The following is a 24,867-nucleotide window of genomic DNA, read 5'->3' as shown; positions in this document are numbered from 1 at the left end:
TGCGGGGATAAACCGCGCTTACTGATGATAGCGGCGGTCTCTCTCGGGTGTTCCCCGTGAGTGCGGGGATAAACCGAAACGCGACCGTCTAATGCGTCCGCCTACTCCGTGTTCCCCGTGAGTGCGGGGATAAACCGGTACGGGCAGCGGCGGATATCGGCGACTTTGAGTGTTCCCCGTGAGTGCGGGGATAAACCGCGATAATTAACTTATGGTTAAAAACACTAATAGTGTTCCCCGTGAGTGCGGGGATGAACCGTATCTATAGTTTTCTCGCTTGGTGAAGTGGAGATGTTCCCCGTAAGTGCGGGGATAAACCGGCGCTTGAAGGTGGACGTTATAAAGTGGATGTATGTTCCCCGTAAGCACGGGGATAAACCGTCATTATTGCAGTTTTGGCAGATAAAAATAACCTAAAAGAAGAAAAAACATTGTGAAATTATTACAAGGCGGTCATAAAAATAACCAGCAGAATTTAGATTCTGATGCAATAGGATTTTTATTACTGTCCGCCCATATAATTTTAAATGTGATCAATATTCCATATAAAACATTACCCTAATGAAGAAATGGTAGAAAATCGGGTAAATTATCCAAATCTGTTGTTAATGCAAATGATTTAACTGACTTTTTACATGATCCGCTATTTTAAAATAATATAATCACATAAGGAAACATCTTGGGCACTCACACCACAACAGAAATAACATACTGGAATCGCATGGTGCCGGAACTGACTGTGACCGATTTTTCTGTTTCGCTCAATTTCTATCAAAAAATATTAGGGTTCGAAGTATTAATCCAGCGAGAAGATCCTGACTTTGCCTATTTAAGTTTAGGGGAGGCGCAATTAATGCTGGAGGCATTTCATGATGAAGGTTGGAATACCGGAGAACTTAATAAGCCTTTAGGGCGTGGTATTAATTTTCAGATTGAAGTTGATGATATTACCCCACTTCTCGCCAGTCTGAAAATTAATGACATCGAACTTTATCGCCCGGCAGAAAATAATTATTACTGCATAGGCGACACTCAAATCTGTCAGAGAGAATTCCTTGTGCAAGATCCAGATGGTTATTTACTTCGGTTTAGCCAATATATCGAATAACAACCTCAATAATGCGATTTCATGAATGGAGACAGGTTGAAATTTTATTTCACGGTGAAAAAACATGCCTGAGTTAATCAATCATTCTGGCTACCTCACACGATATTGGGGTAAAGCGAAAAAAAATCCCTATTCTGACGAAAACTATCATCTGCTGGCCTACCATTGTCTGGATGTTGCCGCCGTAGGCCAATTATTATTGGCACCACAAAAAAAACTGACGCAAGATCTGGCCGATTTTTTACAGCTATCACCGGAATCATTACAAAACCTGTTTTCATTCTTTTTGGCGCTGCATGATCTCGGCAAATTTGCCTCGGCATTTCAGCAATTATATTCTCAAGAAAATACTGACCTTATTAAACCTGATCAGCGTAAACCCTACGACTCCCGAAATTTCCGGCATGATCAATTGGGATTATTTTTCTGGCGAAATATTCGGGATGATGTCCTGCTGTCATTGGTGGGAAACAATAACCCGCTCTCCCTCAGAGAAAAAGACCATGCTCAGGATACCCTGATGGTCTTGATGCAGTGTATGCTTGGCCATCATGGTAAGCCCATTGATGACGGTAAACACAATGATATTGTTGATTTCACTGACCCCCAAAATAGTGATGACGCAAATGTATTTACCCATGATTTGCTTAAACTTTTTCAACCCCGTCTGCCACGGGAAAAACTGCTGTCACAAGACTGGCAACACAATCTGAAACAAGTAAGCTGGCAACTTGCCGGCCTTGTGGTTCTGGCGGATTGGATAGGCTCTGACAGTTATCATTTCCGTTATCAAACCCAAGCCCTTCCGTTGGCAGAATATTGGCGAATTGCCCAGAAACAGGCGCAAATTGCCCTGAATGGCATTGATATCCATCATACACCGGTGATATCGCCTTACACCTCAATTCAAGATTATTACCGCTTTTCGCCAACTCCACTGCAACAATGGGCGGAGGAAGTCCCGATTGATGACTCCCCGCAGCTTTTTATCCTGGAGGATGTCACGGGAGCCGGAAAAACCGAAGCTGCCCTTGCCCTGACTCATCGCCTGATGCAGACCGGCGCGGCAGATGGCTTCTATTTCGGCCTGCCAACCATGGCCACCTCTAACGCCATGTTTGGCCGCATTGCTGAACACTACCATCGGATGTTCGATACTCAGCATGGCAAGCTACCCAGTATTGTTCTTGCACATGGTGCACGCGAGATGAATGATCATTTCCGTGACATCATCCTGACCTCCGAGCATAACGACAGCGATTACGCCGGAGACGATACCACTGCAACCGCGCAGTGCCACCAATGGCTGGCCGATTCCAATAAAAAAGCACTGCTGGCCTCGGTGGGCGTGGGAACGATCGATCAGGCATTGCTGGCAGTTTTGCCAAGAAAATATCAATCACTGCGGATGATTGGGTTAAATCGCAAGGTATTAATTTTTGATGAGGTACACGCCGCAGACGAGTATATGTTTGCTTTGCTGGAAAGCCTGTTAAGCCTGCACCTGCATCAAGGCGGTTCGGTGATACTGCTGACCGCCACCCTTTCCTTAAAACAGCGCCAACGGCTGGTGGATATCTGGTTATCAGCCGGCGGCATAGCGCCACAGAAACTGCAAGAAACCGCTTTTCCACTGGCCACTCAAGTCACGTTAGACCCGGAAGAACCCCTGATTGAAACGCCCTTGCGCAGCCGTGCGGATGTCAGCCGCTCTGTCGCGGTAAAAACCGTCAATCATCTGGATGAATGCGTACAGATTGCCCTGAATGCGGTGCAAAATGGGCAATGCGTGGTTTGGGTGCGTAACTCCGTGGATGATGCCCTGCAAGCCTTCCGGCTGATTCAGTCGCAGATGGATCAGCCGGAAAATTGTTCCCTGTTCCACAGCCGCTTTATTCTGCATGACCGGAAACGGATCGAAAATGGGGTGTTGAAAGCATTTGGTAAGAAAAGCAAACCGGGGGCGCGGCAAGGGAAAATCCTGATTACCACGCAGGTTTTTCAGGAGAGCCTTGATGCCGATACCGATGTGATGATCGCTGATATCTGCCCGATTGATGATTTGATCCAACGGGTTGGCCGCCTGCATCGCCATACCCGCAATGCCGAGGGAGAATATCAGCCGGGTATTATTGACAGTCGCCCGGCACCTGAATTATATCTCCACGCGCCAGCATGGGATGAACAACCCAAAACCGATTGGCTGAGCCAAAATTTCCGCAATACGCAATATGTTTATCGTTCAGCCGGGCGTTTATGGCTTGGCTTGCGTGAACTCCGGCGCTTGGGTGCCATTCGCATTCCGGCTGAGGCGCGAACCTTGATTGAAGCGGTTTATGGCGAAGATGCCGATGAGCAAATCCCCGATGCCCTCAAATTCAGGGATGATGACGCGATAGCGGAAGGCCGGAGTAAGGACGCCGTGGCACGGTCACAAGTGCTGCAATGGCAACGCCACGAATATAGTCATCGTAGTGCTCGCGGCTGGTATGACGATAATTGCGATATTAGTACCCGATTTAGCGACCAAGAAACCGTCAATGTCCTGCTCGTCAAACTGACTGAAAACGGTGAATTGATACCATGGGTTGAGGATGAAAAATTCCCGGTTCAACTCAGCATCCTCAAACTCCCCAAAAACAAATATGCCGATAAGTTGCAGCCCATGCCTGAATCACTGACTCAGGCGATAGCGCGGTTACAGGACAGATTCAAATCCGCCAAATACCTGTCTATCTGGTTGCCGGAGAATGACCCTAATTTTACTTACGATCCCATCATCGGTTTTTATCCTAAGCAGGAGGTGTTATGAACCTCGTTAAAGACGCATGGCTGACGTTTAGAATGAGAAATGGCAGCGAAGAAAAACGGCCCCTGACCGCCATTTGCGATCCCGCCGTGGTGGATTTTGCCCTGCCACGGGCCGATTTTCAGGGAGCGGCCTACCAACTGGCCATCGGATTACTGCAAACCGTTTTTGCGCCGGAAGATAAGTACGCATGGCATGATTTTTATGAACAAGCCCCGACGCCGGCAGATTTGCAGACTGCCTTTAACCGGGTAGAACATGCTTTTAATCTGACCGGAGACGGCCCCCTGTTTATGCAGGATTTTGATGCACTGGAGGGAGCAAAATCCACGGAGATTTCAGGATTACTGATCGAAGCGCCGGGCGCCAATACGCTTAAGCTCAATACCGACCACTTTATTAAACGTGGACAATGTGAAGTGATTTCCCCTGAAATAGCCGCTATTGCCTTGTTCACATTACAGATTAATGCACCGGCCGGCGGTGTCGGGCATCGGGTTGGGTTACGGGGCGGGGGGCCGCTGACAACCTTAATCCAGCCACAAGCATTCGATGCGTCTCTGTGGCAAAAACTCTGGCTGAATGTCATTCATCGGGCAGATTGGCGTTACACGGAGCCGGATCTCAACAGTGCTGATATTTTTCCGTGGTTGGGGAAAACCCAGACCAGCCAGAAAAAAGGGACAGAAATCTACGCCCATCATGTGCATGAACTGCATATGTACTGGGCGATGCCACGGCGCATCCGGCTGGAAATAGCCGATAAACCCGCCATTTGCCAGCTAACCGGGCAATCCACCCAGCAATCGGTTTCTACCTATCGCAGCCAAAATTACGGCAACAATTATGCGGGGAGCTGGCGGCACCCTTTAACCCCCTATCGCTGGAACCCGAAAAAAGCGGATGAAGAACACCTTTCCATCAAAGGGCAGCCCGGCGGTATTACCTATAAGATTTGGGATAGCCTGACTTTTTCCGACAATAAAGAGGGTCAGGAGGCCGCTCGGGTGGTCGATCATTTTAATTTGCTCAATGATTATTTTGCTGACAAACAGCATTCGCTCCTACGGTTATGGGCGTTTGGTTACGACATGGACAACATGAAAGCCCGTGGTTGGTATTCCGCTTCTTTGCTGTTGTTTTTCATGCCTATTGAGAAAAAAGCGGCCATTTTCCGGCGGGTCAAAACCCTGCAATCTCTTTCTGCCCATGCACTCACCCAATGCCGCACGCAAATCAAAAGCGCATGGTTCCATCGCCCAAATGACGTAAAAGGTGATATGTCGTTTATTGATGCCGCTTTCTATCAACGCACCCATGCGGCCTTCTTTAACGCAGTGCAACAGATTGTCAGCAGCCGGCACGCGGCCTGTTCGTTATCCACAGAGGAAGCCAAAATCTGGCTCTACCAACTCAGAAATACCTGTTTTGATCTGTTTGATGAATTTGTCCTGTCAGAAAACACCGATCCCAAAAAGTTACTGGAAAAAATCGAGGCACGGCAAATGTTGACCCGGTGGCTGATGGGTTCGAAAGATATCAAGGCATTTATGGCAGAGCACAAGATCGAAACTCAATCATCCAAGAAGAAGAAGGAGGCGGTTATCAATGAATAACCTGAGCAAAAGCCGCTTATTGCGCTGGTGGGAAAGCATGTTTTTATCCCCCGACGAATTGAAGGAAAAAGATATCCGCCCGGCACCGAGGGTCTATAAGGCGCAATTAAAGCGTTGTCAGGAAATTAACGCCGTGATCTTTACCGAGGGTTTTCGGGCACTTTGGTTCAGTTTACCGGAAGAAAAGATCAAAGAACCCGAAGAAATAACCAATGAAAACAAAAAAATACATAAAGAAGCTGAAGAGAGAACCCTGAAACTTTGGGCGATGATTGCCATGACGTTGGTGTATGTAAAAACCAATACCGACGCCAATCTGGCAACTGCCGCGGGCACCAGAGCAGACAATGACAAGTCAATTGTCAGCCCCCAGCGTTTTGCCCAATTACAGGCCGCCAGAACGCCTGATGAACTCATCATGCGCTTGCGGCGCATTCTGCAACAACTCAACGGTCAGGTTTCCGTGTTATCCCTCGTCAAAGATATTGAACAGTGGATGCGAGAGCACCACCAGACAAGGCCACATCGCGCCAATAAGCGCCTCCCGGTGCAATGGGCAATGGATTACTACAAGGCCGCGAAATAACCCGAAATCTTTTTCATCCGGCATGATTTTTTACCATAAGGAATTTTCCATGAGCCAATTTATCCAACTCCACCTGTTAACCTCCTACCCGCCTGCCAACCTGAACCGCGACGATCTCGGCCGCCCTAAAACTGCCCAAATGGGTGGGTTTGAGCGACTCAGGATCAGCTCCCAGAGTTTGAAACGCCATTGGCGGATCTCTGACCTGTTTCAGGACGCTCTGGCAGGCCATCTTGGTTTTCGTACCAAGCGTTTTGGTTTTCAGGTGTATCAACGCTTGCTTAATGGCGGCGTTAAAGAGAAGCAAGCGGCGGAATGGGCTTCTAATATTGCGGGCGTCTTTGGTAAAAAGAAAAAAGAAGATCCACTGGAAATTGAACAGTTGGCGCATATCAGCCCGGCCGAACAGGAAGCCACTTTTGCGCTGGTGGACACACTGATTGCAGAAAACCGTGCTGCAACGGAAGAAGAGTTAAACCTGCTGAGTAAAGCCAAAATGGCGGTCGATATTGCATTGTTCGGTCGTATGCTGGCATCCAGCCCAGCCTATGGCGTTGAGGCCGCCTGTCAGGTTGCCCATGCGATCAGTGTCCACGCCGTGACCGTGGAAAATGACTATTTTACTGCGGTAGACGATCTCAATAATGGCAAAACCGATACCGGTTCGTCGCATATCGGGGAAACCGGCTTTGCGGCGGCGCTGTTCTATAGCTATATCTGCATTAATAAGTCGTTATTAATCGAAAATCTGGCAGGCAATGAAGCGCTGGCAAACCGCGCTATCGCCGCCCTGACCGAAGCGGCGGTTAAAATTGCGCCCTCCGGCAAACAAAACAGCTTCGGCTCCCGTGCCTATGCCAGTTATGTGTTGGCGGAAAAAGGCGAATATCAGCCGCGTTCCCTGTCCGCTGCGTTTTTAAAACCCATTAACGATGAAGATCAGGCCACCAAAGCGATTGAGGAACTGGAAGAACAGCGGAAAAACTTCGATAACGTTTATGGCGCCTGCGCTGATTCACACTATCGCATCAATGCCGTGACCGGCGAGGGTCGTTTTGCTGAGTTGGTTCAGTTCATCACCGCGTAAAAAAGGGGCCAATATGAAGAGTTACTTGGTCTTTCGCTTATACGGGGCACTCGCCAGTTGGGGAGTGGAAGCGGTCGGTGAAAACCGGCCAACCAGCACCTATCCCACCCGTTCGGCAATTTTAGGGCTATTAGGGGCAGCTTTGGGCATCCGGCGTGATGATGAAACCCAGCTTGCGGCGTTGCAGCAGAGTGTCAAAATCGCCATCAAGCAGGTTGTTTCCGGTTTATTGCTACGGGATTACCATACCGCCCAAGTGCCCTCGCAAGAGAAAAAACAGGCACACCTGACCCGTAAAAGTGAGTTAAGTGATAAAGCGAAATTAAACACGGTGCTGTCTTCACGGGATTATCTGGCTGATGGCGTGTGGGTTATCGCCATTTCATTGACCGAACCTACGAGTTTTACGCTTTCTGCCTTACGTGATGCACTGGTAAAACCGGTTTTTACGTTGAGCCTTGGCCGAAAATCCTGCCCGCCGGCGCTTCCCATGTCGCCACAGTTGGCCGAATATCCATCATTAAAAGCGGCGCTTGATACGCCTTTTCCCTCCTTGCCGCAATCCGAAAAGAGCAACTATTATTGGCGGCGAAATTATGAGGTCGTGAGCTATTGGTGGGAAGGCGATAAAAATGAGATCGACATTCCGGATGCAACCGTATTGACCCATCAACTCTGGAATGAGCCGCTGTCACGCGACCGCTGGCAGTTTACCCAACTCACGATACATCAGGTATCGCTCCCGTCACTGCCTGTGGAGGGAACCCATGTACCTGTCTAAAATCACTTTGCGTCCATCGATTCAGCGTCCACAACCCCCGTCACGACGGGTGAAAAATGATGTTTATGCTACCCACCAGCTTCTGTGGCAACTGTTTACCGAACAGGAAGCGCGTAATTTCCTGTTCAGGGAAGAGAAAACCCTCAGTGGCAGTCCTGAATTTTGGGTGTTATCCACCACCCAACCGATAGCCACATCACCACAGTTCCAGATCCAGACCAAGCCTTTTGCCCCTCAATTACATAACGGGCAAAAACTGGCCTTCAAACTGCGCGTCAATCCGACGGTCTGCCTGACGGATAAAGATTCGGGCAAACAGCGGCGTCATGATGTTCTGATGAATGCCAAGCGTCAGGCAAAACATCAGGCCAAATGTGCGGGTATCAGCGTGGATTCTGACGAAATAGAATTATTGATGACACAGGCCGGCCAAGCGTGGATACAGGATGAAAAACGGCTGGCGAGTTGGGGCATCCGCTTTGATTTCCCGCCTGATATTGAACGCTATACCCAACATCGCAGTTTCAAAGCCTCCGGCCAGCAAGTGGCGTTTTCGAGCGTGGATTTTCAGGGGGTACTGACCTTGTCAGATAGCGAGCTTTTTCTGGCGCAATACCGTAAAGGGTTTGGCCGGGCCAAATCCTTTGGTTGTGGGTTAATGCTGATAAGGGCATTGTGATGGCATTTATTCCGTTAAAACCCATTCCGATCAAGGACAGGAATTCGATGATCTTTATCGGCATGGGGCGTATTGATGTCAAAGATAATGCGTTTGTGGTGATCGATGAAGTCAACGGTGAACGCATGCATATTCCCGTTGGCTCTATCGCCTGCATTATGCTGGAGCCGGGCACCCGCATTAGCCATGCTGCGGTAAAACTGGCTTCGACGACCGGCACTTTACTGATTTGGGTCGGAGAAGCCGGTGTCAGATTGTATTCAGTGGGGCAGCCGGGCGGTGCCCGTTCAGATCGCTTGCTTTATCAGGCCAAACTGGCACTGGATGAGGATTTAAGGCTCAAAGTGGTTCGCAAAATGTTTGAACTGCGTTTTGGCGAACCCGCACCGCAAAAACGTAATGTTGAACAGCTCAGGGGGATAGAGGGCGCGCGCGTCAGAAAAATCTATCAAATATTGGCAAAACAGTATGGGGTAAAATGGCAAGGACGCAACTACGATCATACAAATTGGGATAAAGGCGATCTTATCAATCGCTGTATCAGCGCCGCCACCTCGTGTCTCTACGGTGTGACCGAGGCCGCTATTCTGGCGGCGGGTTATGCCCCGGCCATAGGTTTTCTGCATACAGGCAAGCCCTTGTCATTTGTCTATGATATTGCGGATATTTTGAAGTTTGATACCGTTGTGCCTATTGCTTTTAAGGTTGCCGCCACCCATAGCATTGCGCCTGACAGACAAGTCAGAATTGCCTGTCGGGAAAAATTCAGAACAGACAAGATCCTGAAACGCCTGATCCCGTTAATTGAAGAAGTCCTTGCGGCGGGTGAAATCTCGCCGCCGCTCCCGCCTGCTGACGCACAGCCACCCGCCATTCCTGAACCGATCTCCATCGGTGATATCGGACACAGGAGCCAATAAATGAGCATGACCGTGGTTGTCACAGAAGCCGTTCCTCCTCGCTTGCGGGGACGTTTGGCTATCTGGTTACTGGAGATACGGGCGGGCGTTTATGTCGGGAATATCTCCCATAAGATCAGGGAGATGATTTGGCAACAAATTACCGAGCTGACCGAAGAGGGGAATGTGGTGATGGCATGGCAGACCAATACAGAATCTGGCTTTGATTTCCAAACCTTTGGTGAAAACAGAAGGGAGCCGATAGATTTTGACGGTCTTCGGTTGGTGAAATTTAAGCCGCTTTCTGAGGATTAATTTGCCGGAGTGAAAAGAGGGTTAAAGGTGGTAAAATTTTTTCGGTTAATAAATATGTTTTAAAATAGCGGGTTATGATTAGAGTTCCCCGTACCTACGGGGATAAACCGACACATTAGCTGTGATAACAGATGGCGGCTGAGTGATATATTGTCAGAATAAAACGCTTCCCAGTTCTACTTTCTCACTTCAAAGAATCTAACTAAAAGTCAATATCAATAGAGGAAATAACCACAATATTCATTACCCTTACCAAAGTATTTTTAGATAAAAATCCATTTATTCCAGATAAAACAAATAAATATACCGAATTGAGCAACATTCCACCCGCAAGCATCATTCACTGATGATTGTCAAAAAGACCTATGATAATCTACGCGGCTTTCCGTCCTCAGATGATTGTTTTGTAGACAATTAAATGTCAAAAATAGGAACCAAATTGACTTATGAACTTAACTAACACCAGCAAATTGTTAGCCGCTGCGCTGTGTTTTGCAGCCTCATCTAGCTATGCCGATAGTGAGCGTCCACTTTTTTCATTAACCATGACAGAATCTGGCGTTCAGCAAACCAATAATGACGGTAGCTTGGCCGGCACGACTAAATCTGAATCGCGTATTCTGCCAATTTGGGGGGATGCTGCACGAGCAAAAGGCTATGATTTGCCTGAGCCGTTTGGTGCCAGTTACAGCTATATGAATCTGCGGCAGGATATCGTTGTAGATAGCATTAAATACGAATTTAGTAATCCAGATTATAAATTTCTTGAAAAAATAATTATTAACGCAGGGAAGACACGAGAAAAAAGCGAAACACATATGCTTAAACTGGATTCTTGGGTGTTACCTTTCCTGAACGTCTATGGTGTCTATGGAAAAACCAAAGGGACTTCAAAAACCAATCTAGACAGCATTTACCTACCCAACTCTGAACCTGGAGAACCAGCTTGGGAAGATATTCCTTTTGAACTGAACTTTAAAGGAAAAACGTTTGGCGGCGGTGTCACCCTTGCCGGAGGTTATAACCAATTTTTTGCCACCTTAGATACTAACTATACCCGTACCAATCTGGATATTTTAGATGGGGATATTAGTGCCTTAGTTATCACTCCACGAGTTGGTTACGAATTTGTTTTTGAACCTTTAATCGCTGGACAAGGAAATACCAAAGTTCAAGTCTGGGTTGGTGCTATGTACCAAGATATTACTCAGCGCTTTAAAGGTGATGTTAGTAAGCTCGATTTACCCCCTGAACTTGCATTGTTTGATATGATTAAAAAACAAACAGACATCAAATTCGACGTCGAACAACACCTTGCCCATAAATGGAACAATACCCTTGGTGCTCGTATCGAAGTCACCCGCAACTTTAATATCTTGTCAGAAGTCGGTTTCGGCAACAGAAACAGCTTCTTTATTTCCGGTGAGTTCCGTTTTTAATGTTTGGCCTCGCAACCTTTAAAAGGCTGGTGGTTGCCAGCCTCTTTGCTTTTACCGTCTTATCCGCCCACGCAGAGACCTTGCTTGATCGGCAAAAAATTGATGGCTGGTTAAACGAACTGGGCGGCAGCAATCATTTTGATGCCCGCAAGAAAATTGACTGGGGGGTATTACCCGGCCCTTTCTATACCCCTGAAATGGGCGTCGGGATTGGGGTTGCCGTAGTCGGTTTATACCGTCCCGATAGCTCAGACTCTGTGAGCCAGACCTCTTCATTGGGACTCAGTGGCTTTGGCTCATCTACCGGTGCATTTGGTCTCAATTTTACCAATTATAATTTTTTTGCCCGCGACCAATGGCGGTTATTTGTTTCCGGTACGCTGAATAACACTCCCACTTACTATTGGGGAAAAGGCTATAACGCCGGGAAACAGGACAGCAATAAAGAGAAATACCATTCGCAGGAATTTGATATTCATCCCCGCCTGCTCTATCGCGTCGCCGATGCTACCTATATGGGATTAGGCTGGAATTTCTCCTCGCTCAACGCCAGTCATCCCGATGCCGGTGCAAAACGCTATTTTGACCAATCCGTTGGCGGCCGTTCTGTGATCAGTTCCGGTATCAGTGCCTACTTCAGTTATGATACGCGGGATTTCTTGCCGAATGCCCGGCATGGGCAAACGTTTGAGATCGTTTACACCTATTTTTCCCCGGCGTTGGGCAGCGATCACCGTTTCTCTACCACCCAATTTCAGTTCTCGGCCTATCACCAGTTATCTGAAAAAACCGTTCTGGCCTTTGATAACTATGCCCGTTTCAGCGCGGGGGATGTACCGTGGAATCAGCTCTCTCTACTCGGCAATGGTCAGCGGATGCGCGGGTATTATGAAGGGCGTTATCGTGACAATAATATTTTCACCACCCAGTTAGAATTGCGACACAAACTTGACTGGCGCCACGGTGTGGTTGCCTGGATAGGTGCCGGCACACTGGGAGATTCCCCTTCACAATTGGGAACAAAACATTGGCTGCCTTCTGTCGGGGTTGGCTATCGTTTCGAGTTTAAACCCCGCATGAATGTCAGATTAGATTTTGGTGTTGGTAAAGACAGTATGGGATTCTATTTTCAGGTTGGGGAAGCGTTTTGAGATTATTAGTGACACTGTGCCTCTGTTTTTTACTGCTGGCATGCCAAAATCCGCCCCAATCCCTTGATCCGGTAAAACTTGTCCTCGCCAGTGATCCCGATGAACAATCCCTGAAAGCGTGGGGCGCATTGCCGCCGATCGCACCACCGGAGGGGTTAAGGGCCTGCTGTGCTTTTGGCTATGACCTTAAAGTTCAACTCAGAAATATTCCTGTCCCTTTCTACGTTATCGATAATATTGTCGAAGCCGAAAAACTGGGTGAGCATCACTATAATGACAGCGTTATCGGTTCCAGCGCTGCCTTGTTGGGAATAAGCAAGGAAAAAGTGGGGCTGCTCTATACCCGTAAAGGCGGATTTATTGATATCGCCCATGTGAGGGATACCGCAGACTATACGCTCTATCTGTTCAGCCAGATTTATGCCCATCTTGGTCAAGAGTGGGAATTAACCCTGAATAATGAGCTTGCCGCGCGCAAAATTCACTTTTTTGCTTTTCCGCCGCCGCAAGCGCCTGCTGAACGCTATACGCTGAGTGCCTATTTAGCGGCCAAGCTCGCTTTTCAGCTTGCGGCCTGGCATGAAATCGCGCAATGGTATGGCTATCAATCGGTTCCGGGATTTTCCGAAGGGATTTCGGCTTTTTCCCCGGAAGATCTCTATTCAAATCTGTTAGGCGCGCGTTTAACCCTGACCCTAATCTTAGAAGGCCATGCGGCTTCTGTGGCCCAATTTTCCGCCGCGATGGGCAAAATCTTGCCGATGGCGCTGCATGAACTCGGCGATTATCCCAGATCAGGCACAAAGGCGATGTTTGATAGCGTAGATGGTGTGTGGTGGAACAGTTACCGGCGCATTCCTGAGAAGTTTCTGGTACTGCACCGGAATTACGATATTCAGGACAACCGCTACCCGTTAATGCCTTTCGGTAAAGAGGACGCGGCCTTGCGCCTGTCGCTGCCTGATCATTATCAGCATCTTGAGTTGGATAAGCTGGCAGAATTGCGGTTATTTCCCAGCAATGAGATGAAAAATCTGCCGGTGCCAAAACAATATTGGACAGTGAAAGATTTTAAGAGGCTGGCGGACAATGCTCAATGTGAAGATGAACGGCAATTATTGATTAAATAAAGCATTGATCGACAACGTTAAAATCTTATCCTCCCAATACATCACGTATTGGGGTATGCCGTTGAATCAGTTCCTGCAAAATCGCTTTCAATAGCTGGCTTTTGCCATTGCCCAGTGGTGCCAGCACACTTTTCTCATGGGATTCTGCTTCGGCCAGCAATCCTTTGACCAGTTTTTTCCCGGTTTCCGTCAAACGTACCAAGGTCACGCGGCGATCATTGCCACCCTTGGAAAAACGCACTACATGCCCCTGTAATTCCAAACGTTGCAAAACGCGCGTCATGGTCGGTTGTTTACTGACGGTTTTCTGTGCCAGAAGGCTGATACTAATCGAACCACTTCCTGCCAACGTCGATAACACCCGCCACTCCAGTACGGATAACCCTTGCGCTTCAACAACATCATGGAATTCAGAAGAAACCAGCATCCATGCCTGCCCAAGTAAGGCAGGCAGGTAATTGTCAACAAACACTTTTGCATCTGGCATAAGTTGAACAACCCTTTTTATCTCAGGAAGTATTTTGACTTCCGATTTTAAAAGGTTCACCTGTGAAAAACACGCCCACGACAGTGATTCCGTCAATATTTTCCTGATAACAGTGAGCCAAATCGCGGAACGAATGTATTCAGCCCAAGCTGTTTCAATATCATGTAGGTTGTCGCCACAGATGAGGAAATAACCGGCAGCCCCACCCGATCTTCAATCAGTGCCACTGACGGCAGAGAAGGCATTTGTACACACGCAGAAGCCACAATAACATCGGCGTTGCTGTTCAATCGCTTCGTGATTTCCACCGGTGCCAGCGGATCTTGCCGCCCGACATCAAGATTGTCGGGGATCTCCAGCGAAATGCTGTCGATCACTTCAATGCCCTCATTTTCAATGTAATCAATCACGAGTTGCGTCAATGGTTTCATATAGGGCGTCAGTATCGAGATCCGTTTCGCCCCCAAAGCGTGTAATCCATCCACCAATGCGCCTGCGCTGGTGACAACCGGCGCCGGATATCCGTTTTCCTGTGTCCGCAGATAGAGGCGCTTTTCAGAGATCCGGTGATATCCCTTGCCCATGCTCATAATCGCCACTAAACAGGCATATCCCAGCACATCGACCGCCGCATCCGACAGCTCAAGCGCGCAGCGATCGCTGTCAGCATCCATGGCGGCCAGTTCGGCTTGGGTGACCGTTTTCATCCGCATCCGGCTGGAATGAAAGGTAAAACGCTCACCACCCAGCGCTTCACGGGCGCGCAGGATCGCGGGAATTTCCGTTTCCATGGTGGTATTGGAAGAGGGAACAATCAGCCCTACCCGAAAATGCTGTGTGTCACTCATGGCTGATCCCCCTGTACGGGATCGGTAAACCGAACCGCACTCTGCGGACGGCGATCCACGCTGAGATCGAAAATATCAAATCGGTTGTAATGTCCGGTGATATCGTGCATCTGGCGCGGCTGAATACAGCGGTTCAAGTCGATATCCGCATAAACGATCCCCTCTCTGTCAATCAGGGGATGGCCAATCACCCGGCCATCCGGCCCAATGATGCCGCTGAAGGCGCTGTTGGAACGCGCCAGCAGTTGTTCCGCTTCAGGATGGCTGGCTGACATGGCTTTCACGATTTCCGGCGAAATGGTGGAACAGGAAACAATCGTAAACACTTTGCCTTCAAAACAGTGGGCGGCCGCCCGTAAACGGATCGCCTCCACCATATCATAATCCGGCGGGGCCACCGGCAGGGATATATAGCTGGCAACATGTACCAATTCGCCTTGGGACAACAAAGAAAAACGCGCCAACGTATTGGTATTTTCGCCGCAGGCCAGCACGCCCAGTGGACCGATGCGGGTATCATGAACTTTTAACGAAGACGCATCCCCGTTGGCCCATGTCAGTTTCTCTGCCCATGTCGGCACCAGCTTGCGGTGACGCCCCAGAATCTGCCCTTTATCCGACAGGGTCACCAAGGTGTTATAGAGCGTTGCCACACCAGTGGGGCTGCGTTCATTGACGCCAATCACCACGTTGATGTGGTGGCGCGCCGCCGCGCGTGCAATTTTGTTGATCTCCGGCCCCGGAACTTCAATGGCCGATTTGCACAGTTTTTCAAACCACGGGCTGCCTTGTATCGGTGTCATTACCCAGTTCCAATAGGGATAGCCGGAAACAAACACTTCCGGAAAGGCCACCAAACTGGCTCCGTTGTCTGCCGCTTCTTGGATCAGCCGGCAAACCAGATCAACCGTCGCCTCGGTATCCAAAAAGACGGGCGCAGCCTGTACCGCAGCCGCTTTGAACTTGGGAAGTTTCAGCATCTCAGGCTCCTGTTTTATTTACACCGCAATCACGCAGTGACGTAACTCGCCAATCTTTTCAAGGTACGCTTCAACCACATCCCCCGGCCAGAGCCACTCTTGCGGATCACGCCCCGCGCCGACACCTTCCGGTGTTCCCGTGGCAATGATATCCCCCGGCTCCAGCGCGATGCCTTTGCTGATATCGGCAATCAAAGTATCGACTTTGAACAACATATGGCGTGTATTGGACTGCTGTTTGGTCACCCCGTTGACTTTCAGGCTCAGCGCCAGATCCTGCGGGTTGGGAATTTCATCCGCGGTAACAATGCAGGGGCCAAAAGGCGCGTAAGTATCCTGCCCCTTGGAGTAGATCCACTGCCCGGCACGGCGGCAATCACGGGCGCTCATGTCGATCATCAGGCTATAACCAAAAACATATTTCAGTGCTTCCGCTGCCGCTACGCCTTTGGCGCGGGTGCCGATGATCACCGCCAGCTCCACTTCCCAATCCAGTTGCTGGGTGATCTCACGGTTATGTTCAATTGCGTCACCGGGGCCAATCACGGTGGTGGGTGGTTTAGAGAAAATCACCGGCTCTTTTGGCAGATCTTTTGCCGTATCCAGAGCGCGGCTGGACTCCGCCACATGTTCGACATAATTCAGGCCAATACCGAAGATATTTTTCCGCGGGCGGGGAATGGGCGCGAGAATTTTCACATTCTGCAAGGGTTGTGAAACCCCCGCAGGCCACAATCCGTTGAACGAGGCTAACAGCGCCGTTGTGCTGCCCACCGCCAAGGGACCCAGATCAATAAACGCCAGCATGTTATCCGGCAATTGACTGCCTGCATAAGCCGCCAGCTTTGCCAAGTCGACGACGTGATTATCGACAATCGCCCCTAACCGCGCGGCAGCCGTCACTTCTGGACGGTAAGTGATTAAACGCATCTCTTATCCTCTCACTGGTTGGTGCCCATCGTTATCAGTCAGGGCTTCTTCGTAATACAATTGCAATGCCTGCATGACGGGCAGATCGTTGAAACAGAACAAGCAGGCATCATCTGTTTGTGACGTATTCACATGTTCATGAAATGCCCATGAAGGGACGCAGAAAATATCCCGCTCCTGCCAGTCAAACCGTTGACCATCAATCATGGAATAACCGCGTCCTTTCGCGACCTGATAGATGAAACTGCCGGTATGCCGGTGCGCCTTGCCCACAAAACCGGGGCGCAACAACTGCATACTGGCACCGAGCGTCGGCATCACATGACCGCCCGTGATCGGATTGGTGTAGTGCATCAAAATGTCATCAAAAGGCGAACCGTCTGAAACACGGGCGTAACGCTGCAAAGCTTCATAAGTGGGTTCCCACTGATATCTGAACAGCGGGGAATAAGGTTGATCCCAGCCGACATTTTGCGGACGCAAGGCGGGGGCACCCCAGAGTGCAATGGAAGAATCCACGGTTTCAGTCACGGCCTGCCCCAACTCAGGGTGCACCTTATAAAAACCCGCCTCCAATACGTTAACCAGCGGAATATCCAGCCCATCCTGCCAGATACATTGTGAACCATCAGATTCAACGCCATGTTCATGCCAGGTGCCATTGGGCGTTAAGACAAAATCATTCGCTGCCAGCGATATTTTCTGCCCATCGACAATGGTGTAAGCGCCGCGTCCTTCCATGATAAAACGCAGGGCAGAAGAGGAGTGGGCATGTGCCGATGCGGCTTCGCCCGGCCGCATGGTCTGGAGACCGGAATAAAGCAAACCGACCGCAGTAGACATGCCCTGCTCTCCCGAATTGTTCAGGTAGACCACCCGGCGTCCGGCCTGTTCCGGCGTGACCAAATCGGCCGATTTTATCACGTGCTCACGCAGATCACGGTAACGCCAGAGTACCGGCACCGAGGCGGATTTAGGCTGCCAAGGTTCTATTTTATTGGCGATGGTCCAGAGTGCCCCGGCCTTGTACTTCCCTAATTCCTTGTAATACGCCAGCAGTTCAGGGCTGTCGGCAACATTGGCACGGCCGATCATCTCTTCCCGATATTGATCATGCGATTGGGGATTTTCTTGTTGAGGAATAGATTGTTGAGACATAGCTATCTCCTGTACGGATAACAGATAACAATAAGGCGGAAGTTCGTTCTAATTGTTCTTTGCCGTAAAGATACGGTTGTGGCCAGTCGATACCTGTCCAGCCATATCTGGCGCATTCACGCAGCAGCCAAGCCGCATCGGCTAAGAACGGGCGGGATAAGGCGCAAAGATCGGCACGACCCGAAGCAATAATGCTGTTGATTTGATCCGCATCGGTGATCGCACCGACGGCAATCACCGGCACATTGGCCTCATTGCGAATGCGATCCGCCATCGGTGTTTGGTACATGCGCCCGTAAACCGGTTGCTGCTCCACAGACACTTCTCCGCTGGAACAATCCACCATATCCACACCGGCGGCATAGAAACGGCGGGCAATCTCGACCGCTTCATCGACCGTCGTTCCCCCTTCCACCCAATCCGTGGCAGAAATCCGCACGGATATCGGCAAATCGGTCGGCCAGGCATGACGCACCGCTTTGAAGACAGCCAGCGGGAAGCGAAGCCGGTTTTCCAGCGAACCGCCATATTCATCATCGCGCTGGTTCGTCAGCGGGGAGAGAAAACTGGACAGCAGATAACCGTGGGCGGCCTGGATCTCCAGCCAGTCAAAACCCGCTTCAACGGCGCGATGCGTGGCCGCGACAAACTGAGCAATAATGTCTTTCATCTGCGCGTGAGTGAGCGCCGCCGGCACTTGGGAAACGCCGGGTAAATAGGGCAACGCCGAGGCGGAAACCAAGGGCCAATTGCCCTCCGGCAAAGGGTGATCCGAACGTTCCCACCCCAGTTGGGTCGATCCCCGCCGCCCGGCATGTCCCAATTGAATGCCAACCTGAGCGCCAGAATGCTGGTGGACAAAATCGGTGATCGTCTTCCACGCCTGCACATGCTGCTCGTTCCACAATCCGGTACAAGCCGGGGTGACACGTGCCTGCGGAGAAATGGCTGTCATTTCGGCGATCAGCAATCCCGCGCCGCCCAATGCCCGGCTGCCAAGATGAACCAGATGGAACGGGCCCGGCGTTCCCTCCACGGCGCTATACAGCAGCGTGGGTGAGACCACGACCCGGTTTTTCAACAGCACGCCCCGTACCCGATACGGTGTCAGCAAAGGTGGGATCAGCGGTGAGAATGGGGTCGATGTTCGGGCAAACCAGCGTTCATAATTCTCCAGCCATGCCCTGTCCCTCAAGCGCAGATTTTCATGGGAAATGCGCTGTGAACGTGTTAACAGTGAATAAGCAAATTGTTCGGGCGGAAGAGCGTCATAGCGCACGACATTTTCGAACCACTCCGTTGAATTGCGGGCGGCATTCTGGATTTTCAGCACTTCCACGCTGCGCGATTGCTGATAATCGGCCAAACCTGCCGGCCAATTCCCCTGATGGGCTTGCAGGCGGTTGGTCAATTCAATCGCATCTTCCAATGCCAGTTTTGTGCCGGAGCCAATGGAGAAATGGGCGGTATGGGCGGCATCGCCCATTAACACAATCGGGACAGGCTTGCCGTTATCGCCCTCTGGCGTGATCCAGTGCACCCAATTGCCACAAATGATGCGGGGAAAACGTATCCAAATGGCGGCACCACGCAGATGGGTGGCATTGGAGATTAATGGATGCCCATCCAGCCACGGCGCGAAGATTTTTTCACAATAGGCAATCCCCTCTTCCTGGGACATTTTGTCGATCCCCGCCGCCAGCCAGGTCTCTTCCGTCGTTTCGACAATAAAGGTCGATAGCCCTGCCTGAAACTGATAGGCGTGAACCTGAAACCAGCCATGCTCTGTTTCAACAAACAGAAAGGTAAACGCATCAAAGATCTTGCGCGTCCCCAGCCAGACAAAACGGCAATGCCGCTGTTCGATATCCGGCTGAAAAAATTCGGCATAACGGGTGCGGATCTGGCTATTGATGCCATCGGAAGCAATCAGCAAATCGGCATGATATTGACGGGCAATCGCCTGTTCATCCTCAACCTGAGTTTCAAACACCAGCTCAACCCCAACCTCAAGGCAGCGATCTTGCAGGATATTCAGCAGCTTTTTACGGCCAATGCCAATAAAACCATGGCCGCCACTGCGATTGACCGTTCCCTTGAAATGGATATCAATATCATCCCAACGACTAAACGCCTTGCCAATCGTTTCAGCCGAAACCGGATCCGCCTGATGCAGGTTTTCCAACGTGGCATCCGAAAACACCACGCCCCAACCAAACGTGTCATACGGACGATTGCGCTCGATGACCACGACGCGGTTATTAGGGTTTTGCAACTTCATCAGCAGACCGAAGTATAATCCTGCCGGTCCACCGCCAATACATACGATATTTTTACCTCTTAAATTCATCTTTCTTCTCCTGCCGCAGGATATTTGTCCCATGCGATATGCGTTCATTCAACTCAAGATCGTTCAACGAAGCTGCCTGTTTAATTAAGGCATCTGCTCCGTTAGCGCATAGTAAAACTCATCGGGAATGGGGATAGCTTGATGAGTATCCAGTGAAGTCGTGACATAAGTCTGAGTGGCGCTCATCCTCAGCTCACCTGCTTTGCTGACGCAGCGTTGGATCAACGTCAGGGATTTTTTGCCAATTTTCTCAACCTCTAAGTCCAGCCAAACCTGATCGCCCATTCGGCTGATGGCCTTAAACTCCGCCTCCAGATGCACCGTTGGCAACCCAAAGCGATGTTTGGCGATGTAATTGGCATACCCGATTGGCGTTAGCTCATCGAACCAATCTTCCAGCAAGTTATTGAACATCACGAAATATTGGGGATAAAAGACGATCCCCGCCGGATCACACTCAGAAAAGCGAATTTTATGGGGCTGGATAAATCTAAGCAGACTCATTGCAGACTCCTTAGGATTAATATAAAGAGAGGCGCCGTTGGCACGCGCGTAATTGCTCACCCTGCTCATCCGCCAATGCCGCTTCACGCAGTTGGCGCAAATGGTCGGGAGATAAATCATGCAGATGGTGATCAACAATCGCCATCAGGGTTTGAAAATGTCTTAACCCACGTGCGTGAGTCTCGCCATAACCCTTGATTAAGCGCTGGCATTGGGCGATTTCCAAAGCCAGATCGCGATCCCGCTTTGCGGCGACACCAATGCGCCACAGCCATCCTTCAATGCGCACTGTTTCATGCTGAAAACGCAGCGTATGACGGCGCATTCGGCGCCAATGTGCCAGCATATAAAGCAGCAGGTATCCCGGAATGGCGCTGGTGGTCATCACACGCCCGCGGCTGAGTAATTTTGCCAAGATCCGATGGATAAAATGAGGACGGGACAACCAGCGGCCAAAACGTGCCGGCAAGATGTCACAGATCTCTTCCATGCGGGGATGAAGAAAGTCTTTTATCTCAACAAGTTGACCATCACGCACCCGCATTTCTTGCTTAACCCGTTCGAACCGGCCGACCCGCGTTTTGAGATCGGCCACCCGAATGGTGTCTTCATAAGCCATCCACAGCGCCAAATGGCGGGCGGTTTCACCCAATAATTGTTCGTCCTGCTTGACGGCTTGCTGGGTCAGTTTTTGCAAGCGGTCGAGATACAAACGGGCATAAGCCGGATCTTGATAATCAATCAGGCGCCTGATCCCTTCAATCACAATGTCATGGATACAGGACGGGATCTTTTGCCGGATATACAGCAGCAGGGCATTGATTTCGTTGTTATGGGAAAGACGGGGGTGAGAACGTTGTTTTTTTTCCGGGATCGGGGAGCCTGCCGCCGTTTCTCTGGCGCTGCCTGATTTCGCTTCCGATTGCGCCCGGCTCAATCCCAAACTAAAGGCTTGCAGGCTGGGTTTTATCCCCACTTTCTTCTTGATGATTGCCGCCTCAAACTGCTGACGGCTGAACGGCAAAGTCGCCGTACCACAGAGTGCACCAAACAAGACAGCACTGATCACACTGCCGCTCTTTTCTGCCACCCGCGCCATATCAAAATGGATAAAATGCAAAGCCGCTTTCCGGGATTGCCGGATCAACACCCCGCTATCCACCCGCCCGTCGCCCATGGCCGAACGCTCCCCCATCGAAAATACCCGATGGCTTGAGGCGATCAGCGTCGTGCGATCCGGCGTGACAAAACCGCGCTGGACAGCGCGCCCGGCTTCCATCAATTCCGAGGCCAACACAATATCCACATCACCGGCCGTTGGCATCAGTGCCAGCACGGGGGCTGATCCCCCAGACTCAGCAGCAACAGGGAACAACTCAACATAATAAATGGTTGCCCCGGTTCGTTGGGCGACGCCGGGCACAGAAGTCGTTTGGGCAAAATAGCCATTTTCTTCTCCCAAGGTCACGAGCCAATCAGCCAGTACACCGCCCCCTTCGCCTCCCATCGCCAGAATAGCAATTTTGATCGGTTGAGCGGGCGGGTTTGTAAACAGCGAATTGATGGATGGCATAGGTATCACTCCTGCTTAAAAATCATATTGCTGGCGACGCTCAACATCGCGACGTTGCAAATAACCGATAAGCCTTTGGCGGGTCTGGTGCAGCCATCGTTCCCAACGGGTGGGGTTCATAATGATCCGCGCCTTGAAGAAAGAGGGGCACAACACCGCTGCGTGAGAGACTTCCCCGCACAACCCACAGCCGACACAGCTATTCAATACCGTCGCCACCGGATCGGTGCGCAAGGGATCAGGATTCGGCTTAATCGACAACGAAGGGCAGCCGGACAGGCGGATGCAGGAGTGATCGCCCGTGCAGGTATCGGGATCGACCCCGAATTGCTCACGGATGACCCGCTTCCCTGCCGCAATCGCCCCTTTGATCCTGGCTTTTTCGCGCCGTTGCTTATTCAACATACACTCACTCTGCGCGACCAAAACTTTTGGCCCCTCACCTGTCGCGTGTTTATCTATCGTCAGTGCTTCACGCAGGGTCTTGATCATGGCCTTAAGATCATAAGTGCGCTTGATCGTGCGTACCCATTTCACCCCGACGCCCTTGACGGCTTTTTCGATGTCATGGCCGGTACTGCGATGGGCATTCACTGCCACTGAGGAGGGAATATCCTGCCCGCCGGTGGCGGAGGTGTAGCTGTTATCGACAATAATGGTCAGATTGTCGCTGCGGTTAAAAACACTGTTGGCGATACCACTGGTTAACCCGTTGTGCCAGAATCCCCCGTCTCCCATCACCGAGATGGCCCGCTTGTTCGCCACCGGCGTATTCAGTGCCGCCGCACTGGCCGCGCCCAATCCATAACCCATGGTGGTATTGCCCAAATTAAACGGGGGCAGAATGGCAAATAAGTGACAACCGATATCAGCACTGACATGATGTTGCCCCAATTCCCGTTCAACCAGCTTTAGCGCGGTAAAAATCGGTCGTTCGGGACAACCAGTGCAAAAACCGGGCGGGCGGGCGTGAACCGCCTCTTCCAGTGCATGATTTTCCTCAATCGGTAAAGTCACGGCCGGAATACGCACCTGACCGGCAGACACCGCACTTTCCGCGGCCATTTTGCCGTAACGTTCAAGAAACGCCCGCAGTCCTGATAACACGGTGGCCGTATTGTATTCTCCCGCCATGGGCAGTAAATCCTTGCCATGTAACCGCGTTGCGATCTCACGCTGGCGCAGGATATTGGCAATATTCTGCTCGACAAAATTGGGCTGCCCCTCTTCCAGCACTAAAATTGCCCGTTTACCCTGACAAAAACGGTCAAACTCTTCGTCAATCAGTGGGTAGGCGACATTCATGACATACAGCGGGATTTGGCTGTTGCCAAAAACATCCGCCAGTCCGAGCAAATTCAAGGCGCGGATCACGGTGTTATAGCAGCCACCTTGCAGGGCAAGGCCAATATCATCCGCTTGTTCAGCAAAAAACTCATTCAGTGCGTGCTGTTGGATAAAACGCACGGCAGCCGGCCAGCGGTCTTGGACTTTTTCTTTCTCATGCAGAAAACTGGCGGGCGGCAGCACGATGCGGCTGAGGTCGCGCGCCGGATTTTCCAGTGCATCCTTGATTGTGAACGCGGACGCGCGATTCTCTTCACACACAAACCGGCCATGCACATGGCAGGCACGAATGCGCATCTGCAACATCACCGGCGTATTGCTGGCTTCCGACAGCTCAAATCCCCACTTTACCGCCTGCACAATCGAGGGCAGATTGGGACGTGGATCGAGCAACCAGATCTGCGATTTCATCGCAAAAGCATGGCTGCGCTCCTGCATGATGGACGATCCCTCACCATAATCTTCACCGACAATAATCAGCGCACCGCCCACGACGCCGCCTGATGCCAGATTGGCCAACGCATCTGCGGCCACATTGGTTCCCGCCGTCGATTTAAACGTGATGGCACCACGCAATGGATAATTGACGGAAGCGGCCAGCATCGCCGCCGCAGTGGCTTCACTGGCACTGTTTTCAAAGCGAATGCCATATTCAGACAACACATCCTGCGCATCCAGCAAGACGTCCATCAGATGGGAGATCGGTGCCCCCTGATAGCCCGCCACATAGGCAACCCCCGCTTCCAGCAGGGCTTTGGTCACGGCCAGGATACCTTCACCACTGAAAACATCGCCCTGACCCAGACGCAATTTTTTCACTTCCTCGACAAATGATCGCTCTGCCATGTTTACCTCACCATGTCCGCTTTACGCCTTTTTGTTATCACTTATGTAATTCGGCGATGAGTTAACGGTCAATGCATGATTTGTCATGTAATTGTGATTTATGCAGGGAGTGGATAAAGCGTGCAGCGGGTGGACAAATGTTCAGGGAAAACAGGCAGGAAATGGGTGATGAAACCGTTGACGTTGCGGATATTTCATAATGGCATATGCATTGACATATGCTGATTTGAAGCATATGCTTTAC

The 24,867-nt window shown here is 50.6% G+C and carries 21 protein-coding genes and 1 CRISPR repeat array (1 of these 22 only partly in view); of the genes, 12 read left to right on the top strand and 9 right to left on the bottom strand.

Annotated features, from left to right (window positions below):
• Positions 1-381: direct repeats of the CRISPR family, unit length 29 nt; unit sequence GTGTTCCCCGTGAGTGCGGGGATAAACCG; it reaches 4,533 nt to the left of the window's first position.
• A 340-nt stretch (positions 382-721) separates the two neighbouring features.
• The 12 genes from XDD1_RS02820 (at position 722) to XDD1_RS02765 (ending at position 13,600) form a co-directional block, all read left to right on the top strand.
• The gene (locus XDD1_RS02820; RefSeq protein WP_045968489.1) at positions 722-1,108 is read left to right on the top strand and encodes a bleomycin resistance protein; all 387 of its coding nucleotides are present in this window, start codon (positions 722-724) and stop codon (positions 1,106-1,108) included.
• Positions 1,109-1,172: 64 nt separating this feature from the next.
• Positions 1,173-3,920 carry a CRISPR-associated helicase/endonuclease Cas3 gene (locus XDD1_RS02815; RefSeq protein ID WP_045968487.1) on the top strand — a complete coding sequence of 916 codons (2,748 nt, stop codon included), beginning with the start codon at positions 1,173-1,175 and terminating at the stop codon, positions 3,918-3,920.
• Positions 3,917-5,533 carry a type I-E CRISPR-associated protein Cse1/CasA gene (casA, locus tag XDD1_RS02810; RefSeq protein ID WP_045968485.1) on the top strand — a complete coding sequence of 539 codons (1,617 nt, stop codon included), beginning with the start codon at positions 3,917-3,919 and terminating at the stop codon, positions 5,531-5,533. The genes XDD1_RS02815 and casA overlap by 4 nt, the downstream gene beginning before the upstream one ends.
• Positions 5,526-6,119, top strand: coding sequence for a type I-E CRISPR-associated protein Cse2/CasB (gene casB / locus XDD1_RS02805; protein WP_045968484.1), 594 nt, complete (start codon positions 5,526-5,528; stop codon positions 6,117-6,119). Before casA ends, casB begins: the two co-directional genes overlap by 8 nt.
• A 49-nt stretch (positions 6,120-6,168) precedes the next feature.
• Positions 6,169-7,206, top strand: coding sequence for a type I-E CRISPR-associated protein Cas7/Cse4/CasC (cas7e, locus tag XDD1_RS02800; protein WP_045968482.1), 1,038 nt, complete (start codon positions 6,169-6,171; stop codon positions 7,204-7,206).
• A 13-nt stretch (positions 7,207-7,219) separates the two neighbouring features.
• Positions 7,220-7,987: a type I-E CRISPR-associated protein Cas5/CasD gene (gene cas5e / locus XDD1_RS02795; RefSeq protein ID WP_045968480.1), complete on the top strand. Its 768-nt coding sequence runs from the start codon at positions 7,220-7,222 to the stop codon at positions 7,985-7,987.
• The gene (cas6e, locus tag XDD1_RS02790) at positions 7,974-8,666 is read left to right on the top strand and encodes a type I-E CRISPR-associated protein Cas6/Cse3/CasE (protein WP_045968478.1); all 693 of its coding nucleotides are present in this window, start codon (positions 7,974-7,976) and stop codon (positions 8,664-8,666) included. The genes cas5e and cas6e overlap by 14 nt, the downstream gene beginning before the upstream one ends.
• Entirely contained in the window at positions 8,666-9,586 is a 921-nt protein-coding gene (cas1e, locus tag XDD1_RS02785) for a type I-E CRISPR-associated endonuclease Cas1e (RefSeq protein ID WP_045968476.1), read from the top strand. Before cas6e ends, cas1e begins: the two co-directional genes overlap by 1 nt.
• On the top strand, positions 9,587-9,880 hold the full coding sequence (cas2e, locus tag XDD1_RS02780) for a type I-E CRISPR-associated endoribonuclease Cas2e (protein WP_045968474.1): 294 nt from the start codon (positions 9,587-9,589) through the stop codon (positions 9,878-9,880). It abuts the gene before it with no gap.
• Between the two features lie 446 nt (positions 9,881-10,326).
• Positions 10,327-11,319: a hypothetical protein gene (locus tag XDD1_RS02775; protein ID WP_045968472.1), complete on the top strand. Its 993-nt coding sequence runs from the start codon at positions 10,327-10,329 to the stop codon at positions 11,317-11,319.
• Positions 11,319-12,470 (top strand): BamA/TamA family outer membrane protein, encoded by a 1,152-nt coding sequence (locus XDD1_RS02770; protein ID WP_045968470.1) that lies wholly within the window; start codon positions 11,319-11,321, stop codon positions 12,468-12,470. The genes XDD1_RS02775 and XDD1_RS02770 overlap by 1 nt, the downstream gene beginning before the upstream one ends.
• Positions 12,467-13,600, top strand: coding sequence for a DUF4056 domain-containing protein (locus XDD1_RS02765; protein WP_231854451.1), 1,134 nt, complete (start codon positions 12,467-12,469; stop codon positions 13,598-13,600). Before XDD1_RS02770 ends, XDD1_RS02765 begins: the two co-directional genes overlap by 4 nt.
• A gap of 25 nt (positions 13,601-13,625) precedes the next feature.
• Here XDD1_RS02765 and XDD1_RS02760 read toward each other — a convergent pair whose 3' ends face one another.
• From XDD1_RS02760 to XDD1_RS02720, 9 genes are all read right to left on the bottom strand, one after another.
• A complete protein-coding gene (locus tag XDD1_RS02760) occupies positions 13,626-14,087 on the bottom strand; it encodes a MarR family winged helix-turn-helix transcriptional regulator (RefSeq protein WP_045973305.1) in 462 nt (153 codons plus the stop codon).
• A gap of 92 nt (positions 14,088-14,179) precedes the next feature.
• Positions 14,180-14,935 carry a maleate cis-trans isomerase family protein gene (locus XDD1_RS02755; RefSeq protein ID WP_045968468.1) on the bottom strand — a complete coding sequence of 252 codons (756 nt, stop codon included), beginning with the start codon at positions 14,933-14,935 and terminating at the stop codon, positions 14,180-14,182.
• Positions 14,932-15,915, bottom strand: a complete 984-nt coding sequence (locus tag XDD1_RS02750; RefSeq protein ID WP_045968467.1) for a carbon-nitrogen hydrolase family protein — start codon at positions 15,913-15,915, stop codon at positions 14,932-14,934. The genes XDD1_RS02755 and XDD1_RS02750 overlap by 4 nt, the downstream gene beginning before the upstream one ends.
• A gap of 18 nt (positions 15,916-15,933) precedes the next feature.
• Positions 15,934-16,845 (bottom strand): fumarylacetoacetate hydrolase family protein, encoded by a 912-nt coding sequence (locus tag XDD1_RS02745; protein ID WP_045968465.1) that lies wholly within the window; start codon positions 16,843-16,845, stop codon positions 15,934-15,936.
• Positions 16,846-16,848: 3 nt separating this feature from the next.
• Complete coding sequence (locus tag XDD1_RS02740; RefSeq protein ID WP_045968463.1) at positions 16,849-18,003, bottom strand: cupin domain-containing protein; 1,155 nt, start codon at positions 18,001-18,003, stop codon at positions 16,849-16,851.
• A complete protein-coding gene (locus tag XDD1_RS02735; protein WP_084720918.1) occupies positions 17,957-20,353 on the bottom strand; it encodes a bifunctional salicylyl-CoA 5-hydroxylase/oxidoreductase in 2,397 nt (798 codons plus the stop codon). Before XDD1_RS02735 ends, XDD1_RS02740 begins: the two co-directional genes overlap by 47 nt.
• A gap of 84 nt (positions 20,354-20,437) precedes the next feature.
• Positions 20,438-20,857: an acyl-CoA thioesterase gene (locus XDD1_RS02730; RefSeq protein WP_045968461.1), complete on the bottom strand. Its 420-nt coding sequence runs from the start codon at positions 20,855-20,857 to the stop codon at positions 20,438-20,440.
• 16 nt (positions 20,858-20,873) lie between these two features.
• Entirely contained in the window at positions 20,874-22,430 is a 1,557-nt protein-coding gene (locus tag XDD1_RS02725) for an indolepyruvate oxidoreductase subunit beta family protein (protein ID WP_045968459.1), read from the bottom strand.
• 15 nt (positions 22,431-22,445) lie between these two features.
• Entirely contained in the window at positions 22,446-24,623 is a 2,178-nt protein-coding gene (locus XDD1_RS02720; RefSeq protein WP_045968457.1) for a thiamine pyrophosphate-dependent enzyme, read from the bottom strand.
• Between the last annotated feature and the right edge of the window lie 244 nt (positions 24,624-24,867).

Source organism: Xenorhabdus doucetiae, from assembly GCF_000968195.1.
Lineage (GTDB): Bacteria > Pseudomonadota > Gammaproteobacteria > Enterobacterales > Enterobacteriaceae > Xenorhabdus > Xenorhabdus doucetiae.
Note: the sequence above shows the minus strand (reverse complement) of the source record. Positions and strands in the feature narration are given on the sequence as shown.

Bases quoted from the DNA above. Each gene is read 5' to 3' on its own strand.
- casB (WP_045968484.1), top strand. From the start codon at position 5,526: ATGAATAACCTGAGCAAAAGCCGCTTATTGCGCTGGTGGGAAAGCATG.
- XDD1_RS02735 (WP_084720918.1), bottom strand. From the start codon at position 20,353: ATGAATTTAAGAGGTAAAAATATCGTATGTATTGGCGGTGGACCGGCA.
- XDD1_RS02755 (WP_045968468.1), bottom strand. From the start codon at position 14,935: ATGAGTGACACACAGCATTTTCGGGTAGGGCTGATTGTTCCCTCTTCC.
- XDD1_RS02775 (WP_045968472.1), top strand. From the start codon at position 10,327: ATGAACTTAACTAACACCAGCAAATTGTTAGCCGCTGCGCTGTGTTTT.
- XDD1_RS02725 (WP_045968459.1), bottom strand. From the start codon at position 22,430: ATGCCATCCATCAATTCGCTGTTTACAAACCCGCCCGCTCAACCGATC.
- XDD1_RS02720 (WP_045968457.1), bottom strand. From the start codon at position 24,623: ATGGCAGAGCGATCATTTGTCGAGGAAGTGAAAAAATTGCGTCTGGGT.
- XDD1_RS02730 (WP_045968461.1), bottom strand. From the start codon at position 20,857: ATGAGTCTGCTTAGATTTATCCAGCCCCATAAAATTCGCTTTTCTGAG.
- XDD1_RS02750 (WP_045968467.1), bottom strand. From the start codon at position 15,915: ATGCTGAAACTTCCCAAGTTCAAAGCGGCTGCGGTACAGGCTGCGCCC.
- casA (WP_045968485.1), top strand. From the start codon at position 3,917: ATGAACCTCGTTAAAGACGCATGGCTGACGTTTAGAATGAGAAATGGC.
- cas6e (WP_045968478.1), top strand. From the start codon at position 7,974: ATGTACCTGTCTAAAATCACTTTGCGTCCATCGATTCAGCGTCCACAA.
- cas1e (WP_045968476.1), top strand. From the start codon at position 8,666: ATGGCATTTATTCCGTTAAAACCCATTCCGATCAAGGACAGGAATTCG.
- cas7e (WP_045968482.1), top strand. From the start codon at position 6,169: ATGAGCCAATTTATCCAACTCCACCTGTTAACCTCCTACCCGCCTGCC.
- XDD1_RS02745 (WP_045968465.1), bottom strand. From the start codon at position 16,845: ATGCGTTTAATCACTTACCGTCCAGAAGTGACGGCTGCCGCGCGGTTA.
- XDD1_RS02760 (WP_045973305.1), bottom strand. From the start codon at position 14,087: ATGCCAGATGCAAAAGTGTTTGTTGACAATTACCTGCCTGCCTTACTT.
- XDD1_RS02820 (WP_045968489.1), top strand. From the start codon at position 722: ATGGTGCCGGAACTGACTGTGACCGATTTTTCTGTTTCGCTCAATTTC.
- XDD1_RS02740 (WP_045968463.1), bottom strand. From the start codon at position 18,003: ATGTCTCAACAATCTATTCCTCAACAAGAAAATCCCCAATCGCATGAT.
- XDD1_RS02815 (WP_045968487.1), top strand. From the start codon at position 1,173: ATGCCTGAGTTAATCAATCATTCTGGCTACCTCACACGATATTGGGGT.
- XDD1_RS02770 (WP_045968470.1), top strand. From the start codon at position 11,319: ATGTTTGGCCTCGCAACCTTTAAAAGGCTGGTGGTTGCCAGCCTCTTT.
- cas5e (WP_045968480.1), top strand. From the start codon at position 7,220: ATGAAGAGTTACTTGGTCTTTCGCTTATACGGGGCACTCGCCAGTTGG.
- cas2e (WP_045968474.1), top strand. From the start codon at position 9,587: ATGAGCATGACCGTGGTTGTCACAGAAGCCGTTCCTCCTCGCTTGCGG.